At 70.2% G+C, this 14,708-nt stretch carries 12 protein-coding genes; 6 read left to right on the forward strand and 6 right to left on the reverse strand.

Annotated features, from left to right (window positions below):
• Positions 1-258: 258 nt before the first annotated feature.
• The 3 genes from groES (at position 259) to BU52_RS36015 (ending at position 3,570) form a co-directional block, all read left to right on the forward strand.
• Entirely contained in the window at positions 259-567 is a 309-nt protein-coding gene (gene groES / locus BU52_RS27660) for a co-chaperone GroES (protein ID WP_037939482.1), read from the forward strand.
• 150 nt (positions 568-717) lie between these two features.
• A complete protein-coding gene (gene groL, locus BU52_RS27665) occupies positions 718-2,346 on the forward strand; it encodes a chaperonin GroEL (protein WP_037939484.1) in 1,629 nt (542 codons plus the stop codon).
• A 162-nt stretch (positions 2,347-2,508) separates the two neighbouring features.
• The gene (locus BU52_RS36015) at positions 2,509-3,570 is read left to right on the forward strand and encodes a hypothetical protein (protein WP_037939487.1); all 1,062 of its coding nucleotides are present in this window, start codon (positions 2,509-2,511) and stop codon (positions 3,568-3,570) included.
• A gap of 27 nt (positions 3,571-3,597) precedes the next feature.
• Here the strand turns inward: BU52_RS36015 and BU52_RS27675 are convergent, their stop codons facing one another.
• Together BU52_RS27675 and BU52_RS27680 are read right to left on the reverse strand one after the other, a co-directional pair.
• The gene (locus tag BU52_RS27675; RefSeq protein ID WP_051858638.1) at positions 3,598-8,046 is read right to left on the reverse strand and encodes an nSTAND1 domain-containing NTPase; all 4,449 of its coding nucleotides are present in this window, start codon (positions 8,044-8,046) and stop codon (positions 3,598-3,600) included.
• A gap of 77 nt (positions 8,047-8,123) precedes the next feature.
• Positions 8,124-8,480, reverse strand: coding sequence for a CU044_2847 family protein (locus tag BU52_RS27680; RefSeq protein WP_078903472.1), 357 nt, complete (start codon positions 8,478-8,480; stop codon positions 8,124-8,126).
• Positions 8,481-8,901: 421 nt separating this feature from the next.
• Between BU52_RS27680 and BU52_RS27685 the strand changes: the two genes are divergently transcribed.
• Positions 8,902-9,180, forward strand: coding sequence for a type II toxin-antitoxin system Phd/YefM family antitoxin (locus BU52_RS27685; RefSeq protein WP_037939490.1), 279 nt, complete (start codon positions 8,902-8,904; stop codon positions 9,178-9,180).
• The gene (locus BU52_RS27690) at positions 9,177-9,434 is read left to right on the forward strand and encodes a Txe/YoeB family addiction module toxin (RefSeq protein WP_037939492.1); all 258 of its coding nucleotides are present in this window, start codon (positions 9,177-9,179) and stop codon (positions 9,432-9,434) included. Before BU52_RS27685 ends, BU52_RS27690 begins: the two co-directional genes overlap by 4 nt.
• A gap of 21 nt (positions 9,435-9,455) precedes the next feature.
• Here the strand turns inward: BU52_RS27690 and BU52_RS27695 are convergent, their stop codons facing one another.
• From BU52_RS27695 to BU52_RS27710, 4 genes are all read right to left on the reverse strand, one after another.
• Positions 9,456-9,926, reverse strand: coding sequence for an ATP-binding protein (locus tag BU52_RS27695; RefSeq protein WP_037939494.1), 471 nt, complete (start codon positions 9,924-9,926; stop codon positions 9,456-9,458).
• Between the two features lie 418 nt (positions 9,927-10,344).
• Complete coding sequence (locus BU52_RS36020; RefSeq protein WP_200881313.1) at positions 10,345-11,931, reverse strand: hypothetical protein; 1,587 nt, start codon at positions 11,929-11,931, stop codon at positions 10,345-10,347.
• 233 nt (positions 11,932-12,164) lie between these two features.
• Complete coding sequence (locus BU52_RS27705) at positions 12,165-12,941, reverse strand: hypothetical protein (RefSeq protein ID WP_037939496.1); 777 nt, start codon at positions 12,939-12,941, stop codon at positions 12,165-12,167.
• A 19-nt stretch (positions 12,942-12,960) separates the two neighbouring features.
• Positions 12,961-13,836 carry a hypothetical protein gene (locus BU52_RS27710; RefSeq protein WP_037939499.1) on the reverse strand — a complete coding sequence of 292 codons (876 nt, stop codon included), beginning with the start codon at positions 13,834-13,836 and terminating at the stop codon, positions 12,961-12,963.
• Between the two features lie 670 nt (positions 13,837-14,506).
• On the opposite strand from BU52_RS27710, the gene BU52_RS35385 reads away from it, so the two are divergent.
• Positions 14,507-14,671: a hypothetical protein gene (locus tag BU52_RS35385; RefSeq protein WP_157847917.1), complete on the forward strand. Its 165-nt coding sequence runs from the start codon at positions 14,507-14,509 to the stop codon at positions 14,669-14,671.
• Positions 14,672-14,708: the final 37 nt, after the last annotated feature.

Raw genomic sequence — 14,708 nt, forward strand, 5'->3', positions numbered from 1 at the left:
CCCCCGGAGACGGTCACCGCACCACCGTGAGCTGCACGACCCCGTGCTGAAGAGGACCCCACCCCGCCGACGCGCCGCACGGCAATTGGCACTCCGCTTGACCGAGTGCTAATCGCGGTCATAGTCTCAGGTCTGGCACTCCCCCCTGGAGAGTGCCAAACACGCGACGGGCAGGTCCGGCACCCGCGACGACGGATCCACCTGGTCGCCACCTCAGACAGTTAACCCCGTGAGATCTCCGAAGGGGGAGGTCGGATCGTGACGACCGCCAGCTCCAAGGTTGCCATCAAGCCGCTCGAGGACCGCATCGTGGTCCAGCCGCTCGACGCCGAGCAGACCACGGCTTCGGGCCTGGTCATTCCGGACACCGCCAAGGAGAAGCCCCAGGAGGGCGTCGTCCTGGCCATCGGTCCGGGCCGCATCGAGGACGGCAAGCGCGTCGAGCTCGACGTGAAGGTCGGCGACGTCGTTCTGTACAGCAAGTACGGCGGCACCGAGGTCAAGTACAACGGCGAGGAGTACCTCGTCCTCTCGGCTCGCGACGTCCTCGCGATCATCGAGAAGTAAGGGAAACCCGGGGGTCACCCCGGACGACCCGGCCTCGAAGCAAGCACTTTTGCTCGAACACTGCGCCCCTGGCCCCAGCATCCGACAAGGAGCCGGGTGACCGGGGGCGCAGTGATTTCACCCCAGATTTCCGAGAGGGCTCCCGCTGCCATGGCGAAGATCCTGAAGTTCGACGAGGACGCCCGTCGCGCCCTCGAGCGCGGCGTCAACAAGCTTGCCGACACGGTGAAGGTGACGATCGGCCCGAAGGGCCGCAACGTCGTCATCGACAAGAAGTTCGGCGCCCCCACCATCACCAACGACGGTGTCACGATCGCCCGCGAGGTCGAGATCGAGGACCCGTACGAGAACCTCGGCGCCCAGCTCGTGAAGGAGGTGGCGACCAAGACCAACGACATCGCGGGTGACGGCACCACCACCGCCACCGTGCTGGCCCAGGCGCTGGTCCGCGAGGGCCTGAAGAACGTCGCCGCGGGCGCCTCCCCGGCCGCCCTGAAGAAGGGCATCGACGCGGCCGTCGCCGCGGTCTCCGAGGACCTGCTCGCCTCGGCCCGCCCGATCGACGAGAAGTCCGACATCGCCGCCGTCGCCGCGCTGTCCGCCCAGGACCAGCAGGTCGGCGAGCTCATCGCCGAGGCCATGGACAAGGTCGGCAAGGACGGTGTCATCACCGTCGAGGAGTCCAACACCTTCGGTCTCGAGCTGGACTTCACCGAGGGCATGGCCTTCGACAAGGGCTACCTGTCGCCGTACTTCGTGACGGACCAGGAGCGCATGGAGGCCGTCCTCGACGACCCGTACATCCTCATCACCCAGGGCAAGATCTCCGCGATCGCGGACCTGCTGCCGCTGCTGGAGAAGGTCATCCAGGCCAACTCCTCCAAGCCGCTGCTGATCATCGCCGAGGACGTCGAGGGCGAGGCCCTGTCGACCCTGGTCGTGAACAAGATCCGCGGCACCTTCAACGCGGTCGCGGTCAAGGCCCCGGGCTTCGGCGACCGCCGCAAGGCGATGCTGCAGGACATGGCCGTCCTCACCGGCGCCACGGTCGTCTCCGAGGAGGTCGGTCTCAAGCTCGACCAGGTCGGCCTGGACGTGCTCGGCTCCGCCCGCCGCGTCACCGTCACCAAGGACGACACCACGCTCGTCGACGGCGGCGGCAAGAAGGAGGACGTCGAGGGTCGCGTCGGCCAGATCAAGGCCGAGATCGAGACCACCGACTCCGACTGGGACCGCGAGAAGCTCCAGGAGCGCCTCGCGAAGCTGGCCGGCGGCGTGTGCGTCATCAAGGTCGGCGCCGCCACCGAGGTGGAGCTGAAGGAGAAGAAGCACCGTCTGGAGGACGCCATCTCCGCGACCCGCGCCGCGGTCGAGGAGGGCATCGTCTCCGGTGGTGGCTCCGCGCTGGTCCACGCCGTCAAGGTCCTCGAGGGCAACCTCGACAAGACCGGCGACGAGGCCACCGGTGTCGCGGTGGTCCGCAAGGCCGCCGTCGAGCCGCTGCGCTGGATCGCCGAGAACGCCGGCCTCGAGGGCTACGTCATCGTCTCCAAGGTCGCCGAGCTCGAGAAGGGCAGCGGCTACAACGCCGCCACCGGCGAGTACGGCGACCTGGTCAAGGCCGGCGTCATCGACCCGGTCAAGGTGACCCGCTCCGCCCTGGAGAACGCCGCCTCCATCGCCTCCCTCCTCCTGACGACCGAGACCCTGGTCGTCGAGAAGAAGGAAGAGGAAGAGCCGGCCGCCGCCGGTGGCCACGGCCACGGCCACGCCCACTGACGACGTAAGGTCGCCAGAACCTGAGTGAGGGCCCGGCTCCCCGTCCGCCCGGACGGGGAGCCGGGCCCTCGCCGTACCCACGGCCGTACGGCGGATCACGGAACCGCGCACCGGCCGAAGACGGTCTTCCCGGTCGGCAGGCGTCGCAGGAGGGGGGCGGGGATGAACCAGGTGCTCTACGGGGAACGGTCCCGGAACCCGCTGGCACGGACCGTGGAACTCACCGAGGGCGGGCTGCGCAGGGGCGGCAGGACGACGCCGCTGGAGGAGCTGAACCTGGGCGCCATGGCCGAAGCGTTCCTGCGGGGCCGCTGGCTGGGCGGCGGCGGCAGCGAACGCGCCCTCTCCTCACTGCCCCAGGACCGCGGCGCCGTGCCGGTCACCCGTGCCACCGGAACCAGCACACCCGTGAAGGTTCGTCAGGCCGCGGAGTTCGCCCGCGCGCTGGGCGAACTGGCGGTACGCGGATGCGGCGGGCCCGACCAGGTGGCGGCCCTCGCCGCACGGGCCCGGGCGGAGGGCGTACCCCTGTGGATCGCGCGCCGGTACGCGCACGGACCGGCCGGACCGGTGACCGTCGCCGTGGACCGGCGTTCGGTGCGCGTGGATGTCTGGGGCCCGCACGCTCCGGCCGTCCGCCTCAGGGCGCCGCACGGCTACCTCGCCGACTCCGCCGACCGGGCGCGCGGCCTGGTGCTGACCGTGGGTGACGTCACCGCACGGCTCGAACTGCGCAGGAGGGTCCGCAAGTCCAAGAGCAAGGTCGAGATCGGCCTCCCCGGCCGGCAGTGGACGCTGCGCCGCGGGAACGCCGTGAGCTCCTGGCTCCTGCGCGACGACACCCGGGTCGCCCTGCTGACCCGCCCGCCCCGCAGAGCCGCGCCCGACCCCGGCACCGTCCTGCTGCCGCTGGCCGACGTCCACCACGAGAGCCCCGACCCCCTGGACGCCGTGATGGCCCACGCGGTCGCGGTGTCCTTCGGCCTGGGGGACACCACGGGCACGGCCAGGTTCCGCGCCGTCGGTTCCCGCCGGGACACCGACGAGCCCATCTGGGACGCCCCCTGGTTCAGCAACCTCGGCAGGGGCCGCGACGACAACGAACCCGGCGGCGGCGACGGCTGGGGCAGCGACGGCGGAGACGGCGGCGACGGAGGCGGCAGCGGCGGGGGCGACGGAGGCGGCGGGGACGGGGGAGGCGGAGGCGGCGGCGGAGGCGACTGAGGACTCCAGACGCCGGACCTTCGTGGATCAGGTGGCGCAGATCTTGTCCGGCAGATGGCCGGGCAGGCCGCGGCGTTCGTCGTCGGTGAGGCCACGGCCGATCACTTTGCACAGGTGCCGCTTCCACAGGCCGGGGTCCAGCCGGGTCAGCGAAAGGGGAGATTCCCCGAGCACGTCGAAGGAGGACTCCGGGGCGGGAGAGCCGAACAGTGCCTTGCCGTCCCTGGTGGCAGAGATGACGCGCTGGCTCTCGGCGAACTCGTAGGTCTCCCGGTACGACGGATCGTCTGCTCTCAGGAAGGTCACAGAACTGTCGGCGGCCAGGAAGTAGTGGGCGCCACTGGGGTTGCCCGTCGCCCACTCGCCGGGCCGCAGCGGCTTGGGGAAGGCGGCCACCCGACGTGGCCGTTGCCCCTGTTCGACGGACCACAGCTCCAGGATGCGTCCCGAGGTCAGTACGGCCATGTAGCGCGTGTCCTTGAGGAAGTACGCGGTGAGGAAGTCGTCGGCGAATTCGATGACGAGGTCTTTCCTCTCCCGGCCTGTTCGCAGGTCGACGGCGTGCAGGTGCGGTTCGCCGTCCACGCTGACCGCCAGGAGGCCCGGGTCGCGGTGGGCAGTCACGTAGTAGTCCGGCCGGCTCCGGGACGTGAGCCGGAGGTCCTTCAGGTCGATCGAGGAGAGGCGACGTCCGTCGCGGGCGTCCCACTGTTCGACGCGGGACCCGACGGTCGTCACGAGCCGATCACCGGGCAGGAAAGCGAGGTCGACGGGTTCCAGTTCGCCCACGTCACCGGGCGGGGTGAAGAGGTCGTGGGGGTCCCAGTCGACGACGGGCGGCTCGACGGCCGTCTTGAACTCCGCTACGCGGCGCAGGGACGGCAGTCGGCGGACCGTGACCCGATTCTTGTCCGACACGTCCGCCATCAGCGTCTCGGCGCGGTTGATCGCGATGACCTGCTCCTTGGCCGGCGGTGTCTCGGCCTTGACGGACACCTTGGCCAGGTCGCGGTTGTCGCCCTCGGTCTCCATGACGCGGAGGGACTCGCCCCTCTCCCCGAGGCGGACGAGCACCGTGCGTCCGTCCCCGAGCAGTCTCGGCACGCCGTAGGCGGTGCCTCCGTCGGCGCTCACCAGGGGTTGCCCGGAGACCGAACTGTCGTCCTTGAAGGCCAGGACGGGCTCCTGTTCGGAGCCGAGCAAGAACGATGTCGGAGTGGGGTCGGATGTGGACGCACCTGAGGGAGCGATGACTCTTCGTGGCCGGTCGTCGCCGTCGGTGCTGACGATCTCCCAGATATCTCCGTCGCCTGTCCCGGTCAGGACGAACCGGTCGCCCCCGGCGTCGAGGACCGTAGGCTGGCACGAGAAGCTGTCGGGTCGGTAACTGCGGAGAACCCGCCGGTCCGCCACTCGTACCGTCTGGTACAGCGCGTCGGTCGAGGACTCGATGTCCCCCGCGTGGCAGGTGATGGCCACGCTTCCGTCACTCGACACACCGCTGTGTGCACCCTCCGTGACCAGGCGCCGCCTCGCACCGGTCCGGATGTCGACCACGTCCATGATCTCGGTCTGGGTCGAGGTGGTCCCCATCGCCACCAGCGTGGTGTCGTCCGGGCCGAACCAGATGGACTTGATCCCGGGGATCTTCTTCGGCAGGTCGCGCAGACGCCCCGTCTCCAGATCCCAGACGCGGACCGGAAACGTCGTGGAATCGACCGCCGCTTCGACGAGGTAGCGGGAAGTGCGCGAAAAGTCGATCAGCTTACGCTGGTTGCCCCAGTCATCCGGCTTGGCCTTCACCGGCGGCCCTTCGAGTAGATGTGCAGGCCCCACCGGGTGTTTCGCCGTGGGCGTGACATCGTGCCAGACAACGGCTCGGTCCTCGTCGCGCACATAGGCGATGCGCCGCCCGTCCGGACTGACCGTGGGTTGCAGGGCGTTGTGAGGGAGGCGGAGGTTGACCTGGCGCACCTTGCCCTGCTTCGTACGCAGAAACAGCGTCGCGCGCCGGGTGTCGGAGGTCGCCAAGGTCACCGCGCCGTCCGCGCTCATGGCGACGCCGTCGATCTTTCCCTCGACGCCCGACAGGATCCATGCCTTTTCCTTGAGCGCGGCGTACCGGCGCAGCAACGCGTTGCGGGCTTCCTGGGTCGGTGAGATGTCGTAGCCCGCGATCGCGGCGAGAGCCGCCTGGGCGGGATTGGTGTCGGCCAGTTCGTCCGCCTGCACGGCCAGCGACCTGGACCTGCCTTCCGCCGCCCGCTTCTCGCTCACCCGGGACTCCTGGACGAAGAACACGATCAGGGCGGCGATGAGCGCGAAAGCGAGGCCGCCGGCCGTCCAAGCCTGCCGGATGCGCCGCTGCCGGGCACGGTGCTGCTGTTGTATCGCGTGTTGTATTGCGCGTCGCTGGCTGTCCGCGAGGCCGAGGAAGTCGTTCTCGGACGCCGTCAGTTCGTCGGTGCGCCCGGCGAGCCGGCTTTCGAGGGAGACGAGTTGTGCACCCCGCGGCAGGAGCTCGTCGGCACGGCCCGCTCTCTCCCAGCGTTCCCGGTCGTGCTGCAGCTCCGCGCGTGCGGCGAGGAAGTCCCGGTCCTCGCGCACCACTTCGGCCAGAGTCGGCCAGGCCGTGATGAGGGCCTCGTGGGCGAGTTCCACACTCTCCGGCACACCGGCCCCGCCGTGGAGCACCAGCAGGCGCTCGTCCTTCCCGGCGAACAGTACGGCCAGGCGCCAGCGCTGCTCGCCGGCCTCGGCCCGGGTCAGTACCCGCCGCAGCGCGGGAGCGCCACTGCCCGGCACCACTCGTACCAGTCCGGCGAGGAGCCGCCGCGCGTCCGTTTCGGCTGCGCCGGAATCAGGGGTCCCCGAAGCGTCCGCGGAGTCCGGGGAGCCGGACCCGGTCACGGACAGGACGTACCTCCGCCAAGCCGCCTCCGCGTGTCTGCGCAGCGCGCCGGAGACGCCGCCGGCCCTCTCGTACGCCTCGACCCTCAGACGGCCGCCCGACTGCTCCTCCCACAGGTGCCGGAGGACGAAGCCGAGGAGGGGGAGGGCGCCGGGCTCACTGCCGGCGTCCTCGAGGATGCGGCGGGCCAGCCCCGGTTCGTAGGAGACACCGGGGACGCGGTCCACAGGGCGGGTGATGACGTCGTGGAGCTGCTCACGGGTCATCGGGGTCAGCGGCAGGACGGCTCCCCGCTTCAGCGCCGGACCGAGGTGCTCGTGACTGAGGGCGGCGTCGACGAAGTCGGCCCGCAGGGTGAGCAGCACCCGCATCCCGGCGGTGCGGCGGGCGGGGAACAGTGCGTGCAGGAGGGCCGTGAGGTCCTCTGCGGGCAGGTCGAGCAGAGCCTCGGCCTGGTCCAGCACGACGAGGAGGTCGGTGGTGGCGCTGCCGGTGAGCCGGTGGACGGTGTCCGCGAGGCCCGCCCCCGTCAGCCAGGTGACGACCCGCTCCACGCCGACGGTGCGCGGTGGCCCGAACCGTTCCTGGCGTGCCAGTTCCAGGAGTTCGACCGCCAGGGCCTCCACCGGACGGGAGGTGCGGCCGCACTGGACGACCACCACCTCGTGGCCGGCGCGGCGCATGACGGGTGCCACGCCGGCGAGGGCGAGAGAGGACTTGCCACACCCCGAGGGGCCGCACAGGGTCACCGCCGGACGGTCACCGCGCAGTGCGGTGACCACGGTTTCCGTGTCCTCCTCGCGGCCGAAGAAGACCTCGGCGTCCTCCTCGCGGAAGGGCTCCAGCCCACGGAAGGGCGTCGGGGCCGTGAGCGCCTCGGCGAGGGCGGGGATCTCGTCGGCGAGGGCCCCCAGGTGCAGCATGTAAGCCTGCTGGTCGTCCCGTACCGGCTCCGCGGCCACGATCATGCCGACGACGGCACCGAGGGCGTTGTCCCAGACCGGGCTGCCGCTGAAACCGCCGGTGACACGGACCGTCTGCCCGTCCGCCCGGGACAGCTGTACCCAGCCCTTCCCGGCGGGGCCGAGGAGACTGCCCCGCTGCCACACGGGGCGGTCGGAGCGACCGGTGAAGCCGACGAGGCGGGACCCGTGCTCCCACAGACGCCGGGACAGGCTGGTCGGCAGAGGCCGTGCCCCCGGTGCCGGACCGAGCAGGCGTAGCACGGCCACGTCGCCGCTTCGGTCCTCCCGGATCGGCACCCAGTGCGTCACCTCCGCTTCGAGGCCGTGCCCCGGAACTCCCGGACCGGTGAGGAGCGGCATGTCGACGGTGACGCGGGACCCGGTGAGCACTGCGGTGTCGCGGGGTTTGCCGAGCGCGTCGCACACCACGTGGGCGCAGGTGAGGACGAGGCCGTCGCCGACGAGGAATCCGGTACCGGCGGAGTCACCGTGCCCGTCCCTGAGGCGGACCGTCCCGGCGGCCAGGACGGTGTCGGCGTCCTCGGGTTCGCCGTGCCCGGCTCCGGGCGGAGTGCGGCCGGGATCGTCCTGACCGAGCATGGGGACCTCCGGTGCGGTGAGGGAAGCGGTTGGGGGCCGGCAGTGCGACGGTGGGTCCCGGCCCGCCCTTGCGTGGCTCAGCTCCCGGAGGCGGGGCCGCTGTGCCAGGTGAGGCTGACGGAGAAGTTGGCCTCCGCGGAGGAGCCCGCGATGAGGACCTTCGCGTCGGCGGAGAGCGACATGCCGAAGGCGAGCGTCGCCTCGTCCGGCGGCTGGAGCATGCCACGGCAGCGGCCGACGAAGGCGTCCGCGACCGGCCGTACGACGTCCAGCATCTGCTCCAGCGACTGCTCGGCCCGGGCGACGGTACGGCTGCCACGTCCGACGCGCACGACGTCCTCCCCGGCGTCGTTCACCTGCACTCGTACGACCTCGCCACCGCCTCCCAGCGGCACGTCGACGGTGTACACGGCTTGGCCTTCCGACAGCGGCATGACGTCTCCGGATCTTGAACTGAACGTTTGTGCAAGCGAGTTGACGCTTCAAGAGGCGCACGGAGACGTTACCCGGCGGTGTGGGGGGAGTCACGGGGCCGACCGGGGCGGTGTGTCGCCGCCCCCCACCTCCGCGCCCATGCGTCACCCGCCCCGACCCAGCAGGAACCGCACCGGTTCCGCCGGCGCCGCCGGGGGTGACGATGGCCGGGTCGCCGCCGAGGGCTTCCGGGAAGCGGTCCAGGCCGACGGCGAACAGCCCGAGGCGGCCTGGTGCGGCGCGGTGCCGCGACGCAGGGCGCCGACGACGTCATGGGCGCGTGTAGCGCTGAGCGGAGCGAGAGGCCGTGCGACTGGTACCGGATACTCGTACCATTCGACTGGTACGGTCCTTCCGTACCGGTTTCTGTGGAGGAGGATCATGTCCATCACCGCCAGCGAGGCCCGGGCCCGGCTTTTTCCGCTGATCCAGCAGGTCAACGACGACCATGAGCCCGTGGAGATCACGTCCCGCGGCGGCAACGCCATACTGATGTCCGCCGACGACTTCCGTTCCTGGCAGGAGACCGTCTACCTGCTGCGCTCCCCGGCCAATGCCGCCCACCTCATGGCGGCCGTCGCCGCGGACAAGGCTGCCGACACCCCGGTGATCACCAGGAGCATGGCGGAGCTGGAGGCCCTGGCGGAGGACGGCGAGTGAGGGACGTGCGGTTCCGTCCCACCGGGTGGGAGGACCTCCTGTACTGGCAGGCCGCCGACAAGAAGCTGTTCAGCAAGCTCATCCGCCTCATCGGGGAGATTCAGCGCGACCCCTTCACCGGCATCGGCAAACCGGAGCCGCTGAAGGGCCACCTGTCGGGTTACTGGTCACGCCGGATCGACGACGAGCACCGCCTCGTCTACCGGGCCACCGAGAAGGAAGTCGTGATCATCAAGGCCAGGTACCACTACTGACGGACCGGGGCCGTCCCCGGCTCACCCACGGATCGGCACGGCGGGCACCACGGCCCATACGGTCTTGCCGGGGGCGCCGGGGCGCGGAACCGTTCCCCATTCCTTGGCCAGGGCGGCGACGATGACGAGCCCTCGCCCGCCGTCCTCCTCGCCGCCTGCGTCCCGTGCCTCGGGCAGCCGCTCGCCCCGCGCGTCGCTGACCTCGACGCGTACGTGCCCGTCCTCCTCCCTGCTGAGCCGCAGCTCGGCGTCCCGGCCGGGGACCCGGCCGTGGGTCACGGCGTTGGCGGTCAGCTCGGCCACGACCAGCTCGACGGAGTCGTGCGCCGGGGTGCCGTGGTGCCAGCCCCAGGCGTCCATCTGGCAGGAGGCGAGCCGGCGGGCGAGCCGGGCGCCGCGCGGTGAGGCGGTGAAGCGGAACGAGAACACCGTCTGATGGGCGAGCGGGAGCGGCAGCGCGGACCGCCGCTCCTGGCGGGGGGAAGTGGTCATGCCCCGAAGATCCCGCGCCCACACCCCGGCCCACCAGGAGCGACGCCCCCACGGCGGTCGTCTGTCGGGGCGGCGGGTGACGGTGTCGGGCCTGTCGGGGGTGACCTCCGGGCAGGCCGGTGGGGCCGCGCGCGTCAGGGCTGTCGGCTGCGGAGCAGAACGGCCATCCCTTCGAGGGAGACCGACCCCGCCAGTGCCTTCGGATTCCGCTTCGTCGGCCAGCCGGTTGAGCCACGCCTCTTCGGTGTCCTCGGCGAGCTGGTGCAGCCGCTGGTACTCCTGGATGCCGATCACACGGCTTTTGCTTGCCTCGCCGCGTGATGATCGTCGGTGTCCGCTCGCGGTGGACACGCTCGATGACACGAGCGAGACGACTGCGGACCTCGGTTCTGGACTCGACCACTGGCTGATTCATAGGTCAAGCGGGCTCGAGAAGGTCTACGACGGAGAGCCCGGTTTCGCCGTTGACGAGAGTCAGGGCGACGTCGGCACGAGCGGCCAGGTCGAGTGGATCCAGGCCTTCGACGTAATCGGCGTGGATGATCCTGTCCAGGCCGGCGCCGACTAAAGGGGCGGCGGTGCGGAGCGAGGCTTCCAGCGCCACACCTTGGGTGGCGCCGCCGTGCAGGATGATGTTCCGGGTCCGGTACAGGCGCCGGAGCGCGATGCGGAAGGCGCCGGCGACATCGTTCAGAACCGGGCGTGGATTCTGCACCAGGTCAGCCATGCGTTGGGCAGCCGGACGGTCGCTGTACTTCGTGGCAGCCCCGGTGAAGTCCAGTGCTGAGGCCCCGTGAGCGAGAAGGGCTTCTGCGACCACGCGGGCTCGCTTCTGATTCGTGGTGCATCCTGCAACCGCGCGGGCGAGTTCGTCCAGGGCGCGCGGCTTGTGCCGGTGCGCGAGGGCAGTGAGCTCGGCGCGGGGCCAAGAGCACGCGATGATGGCCGCCATACGGTCTGCCGCCACTGCCTTACCGGACCGTTCGCCCTCCCCCTTGGGATCATCGGGGTTCGACAGCAACGACTCGATGGCTGCCCAGGCGCCCGCCACGGCCGGAGCCAGTGGACCACGGTTGACCGCAGCCGCGAGCTCCAGGGCGTCATCGGTACGACTGCGGGCGCCTGCAACCTTGTACAGGTGGCCTTCGTTGACGAGGGTCAGGACATCCGCGCCGCGTGCGGGGGGATCGAGCGGGACGGGGCGTGGGTGTCCGGCGACCCAGATATGAGAGAGCGGTTTCACACCGCCCCGATCGCGGCGCAGGAACTGGGAGCGGGCTGTCATCCGCTCCAGCATCTGACGGGCCTGCTCCGCGGCGCTGAAGGGATCGAGGGCCGTGAACTGGTAAACGAACCCTCCACCAGGACGGATGCCTGCGGTGTCGTGACCGTGCTCGCGCAGCCAGGCCACGACCTTGCCTTTGCCGTACCAGTGTTCCAGCGGTTCGGCCAGCTCTCGTCGGGGCACCTTCTCCAACGCCACCAGAACGTCATAGGAGCGGGCCTGGCGACGGGCCAGCTCAACCGCCGCGGCCGCCGTGTCGGCCGTAGTGGCATGCGCGTCGTACAGCTCCTTCGCCCAGGCCTTCAGATAACTGGCGCTGTAGCCCAGGTCGAGGAGGTGGGAGGCGACGGTTCGGGAGAACCGCTCCGGTTTGACACGCTGATCGACGGGAGCGCTGACCGCAGTCGCCCACCGCTCCAGATAACCGGACCGGACATGGCCGATGATCTCCTTGAGTCGACGACGTGCAGGGCTGGGATCCGGCAGCGGATGCTTCAGCAGGCCGGTGAGCTCCTTGCGCAGCTCCCTGTCCCCCAAGCCTCGGTCAGGGCCGATCAGAGCACCGAGCTGGATACGTTGCCAGTCACACGCGGCCGGTGACAGTACTCCGTGGGCCTGCCAGTAACCGGCCTCCCAGAGTTCCTCCAAGGCCAGCACCGAACCTATGTCCCAGAGACGGCGCGCCCATGGCGTGCCTTCGTCCGTGAAGAAGTCCGCCATGCGGGCGAGCACATGCCGGGCATAGGGGTCCGAAGGGGAGGCCGTAACCATCGCAGCACCCTAGCGGAGGATGTGATCTGCCACCGCACGTCGCACAGACTCGTGCTACCGTAGTCGCAGACTTAAAGGGGCACCCGCCGTCCAACGGCCGCTGCCCCTTTCTTCTTGCCTCCGTGGAGCCCGAAGCTCCTACGCCCCCGTCGGTGGGCGACTGTCGGGGCGCGATGGGCCCATCACCCCCCTAGCAGGCGCACTCCGTTGTCGTCCCCTACTTCGTACACGTCGATCCGCAGCAGCGCGCGGACATGGGCCGGGACCCGCTGGACGGCCTTCACCGACGAGGACGGCACGACGAGTGCGTACCGTATGCGGGCGTCCTGGCTCGTCATGCGGCGCAGCAGTTGCCCGTAGGCGATGTCCGCGTCGATGCCCTTCTCGCTGGTGCGGCCCTTGGCCTCGCAGATCAGTCTCTCCTCGCCCCGCACGGCTTCGAGGTCGGTCCAGCGGTCCGTGGGCTCGACGGGTGTCCACCCCTCGCCGAGCAGCCAGGCACGGAAGGCGTCGGTGACCCGGTCCTCGTCGCTGTCCCGGGCCAGGATCTTCCGCAGCGCCGCCAGGTCGGCCTCCTCGTTACGCCGCAGCCGCCCGCGCCCGTCCGCGTCGAGGTCGGCCGGCCGGACCACGACCAGCCGTAGCCCACGGGCGGGGATCTCGGTGTCGCGGCGGGCGTCGTACAGGGCTCGCTGCTCACCCCGGTGGACACCGCTCACGGTGAGCCGGTCCGGCTTGTCGAAGTGGTCCACCGGCTGGTGGTGCTGGAGCTCCCGGTACTCGACCACGAGCCGGTGGCCGGGCCAGTACGCGTCGACCGGCAGCCTGACCTGCCGGCCCCCGGCCCCCGGGTCGCCCAGCAGCCAGTCGAACCGGTGCTGCGTCAGAGCCTGTTCGCCGAGCACGCGGTTGCACAGGCCGACCACGTACGCCTCGTCGCTGTCGCCTCTCGATGCCATGGCGGGCATCCTGCCAGCGTCACGACGAGTGCGGTTTCCCCAGCTTGGCGGCGGTGTCGTCCGCGTCGTGCTGCTCGGGGATCGTCGGATGGGATTCGTGCTCTTCCACGACTTCCCCGTCCAGAACCTCCTCGTCGACGGCCCGGTGCGCCGGCTTCGTCAGCTCCAGGCCGGCGAGGTGCTTCTTCAGTCTCTTGGCCATGGGCAGGTAGGTGGCGAGAGTGAGCCCGCCGGAGACGACGGCCCCGACGACGGGAATGGCCTTCGAGACGGACTTCGCGAAGGTCTGCTTCGTCATCTGGACGCCGAGGTAGCCCGCGACCTTCTTCACGATGGGGTAGATGACGCCCTGGGTGAGTGCCTTCTGCGGCAGCTTCTTGGCGACCTGCTTCGACATCATCCCCGCGACCTTCCCCACGGCGGCGTTCGCCGACTGGGTGCCGAACATGACACCGAAGAAGAGCGTGAGCACTCCCTTGGTCGCGTCGTCGAGGTCGTCGCTGTCCTCGGAGAACAGATCGGGCCAGCTGTAGAGATAGGCGAGTTTTTGCGCGATGCGCAGCATGTGGCCGAAGTACTGGGCCGTATCGGCGGGCACCGTGGCGGGGAGGGCGATGAAGCCGGGGATCCCGGCAGCCGCGGAGAGGGCACTGGCCTTCACGGCTTCGTAGTTGATGGAGTCGTTGGCCGCTTTGTCCAGGACATCGAGAGGGATGCCCGCCGCTGCGGGTGTCTCGTCGATCGCCCTGCGGATCTCGTCCTCGGAGCAATAGCGGGCCAGCGCCTTTCGCAGGTACTCCGCCCTGTGGATACGCACACCCGGAAGCCTGGCGGCGCTCGCCAGCACCGCGGAGAAGCGCGACTCCGGGTTCTCGATCTCTTTGCTCGTGGCCATGGGCGGAACCTACAGGAGCCGGGGAAGTGGTGTGGACAGCTTGAACAATGGAGTCGGTGAACCGAATTGAGTTGCGGGCTCCGCGTGCAGCCGGACGCGGCGGGCCTCTGATTTCGCGGCGACCTTCACACAGCTGTCCGGATCCGTTCCCCGCTCCGTCAGACCCATTGACCGGTGGGTGGTGAGCTGAGGCAGCGGCCGCAGAGGGTTTCGTCGCCGGTCGGGCGGAAGAGGGCCGCTTGCATGTGGTCGCCCTCGCATTCGCGGAGGGCGGCGAGACAGCTGGACGGGCCTGCGGGGGCGGGGTGTTGCACCGGCCGCCGGAATGCGGGGACTCGGAGCGACCTGCGGTGACGCGTCGGCGGAGGGTGTGTGGACGGGCATCCGGGCGAGGATCTTCGCGGCCTCGGCGGCGCTCAACGGCACGTTGGAGAGCAGCTGTTGGGTCACCCAGTGACCGCCCGGCCCCTGCACCCGCCGTTCGTGCACGAACCCCTCCTCCTTGAGTTGCCGCTTGGCCCGCGTGAAGGCGCACGCCGCGATGCGGGCGCGCTCGGCGGTGCGAGACAGGGGCTCACGCGCCCCGTCGGGGAGGGAGAGCTGCCAGGTCAGCAGCCGCACGGCGTCGGAGGACAGCCGGAGGTGCCGGATCAGGTCGTGGGAGAACTGGGTGAAGGCGCGCGGGGGCGCGATATGGTGCCGGTTCAACTTCTCCGTGAAGCCGGTTCCGGCGGGGGAGAACCTGGCGGGAGGCAACATCCTGCGCAGTTTCTACGCGAAGAATTGCATCATCGACGGGATGGACGACGGGTTCCTAGTGAAGATCCGCTACTGACCCCGGCCCCGGATGGGCGGGACGGCATCCGGCCGCC

Source organism: Streptomyces toyocaensis (assembly GCF_000725125.1).
Classification (GTDB): Bacteria; Actinomycetota; Actinomycetes; order Streptomycetales; family Streptomycetaceae; genus Streptomyces; species Streptomyces toyocaensis.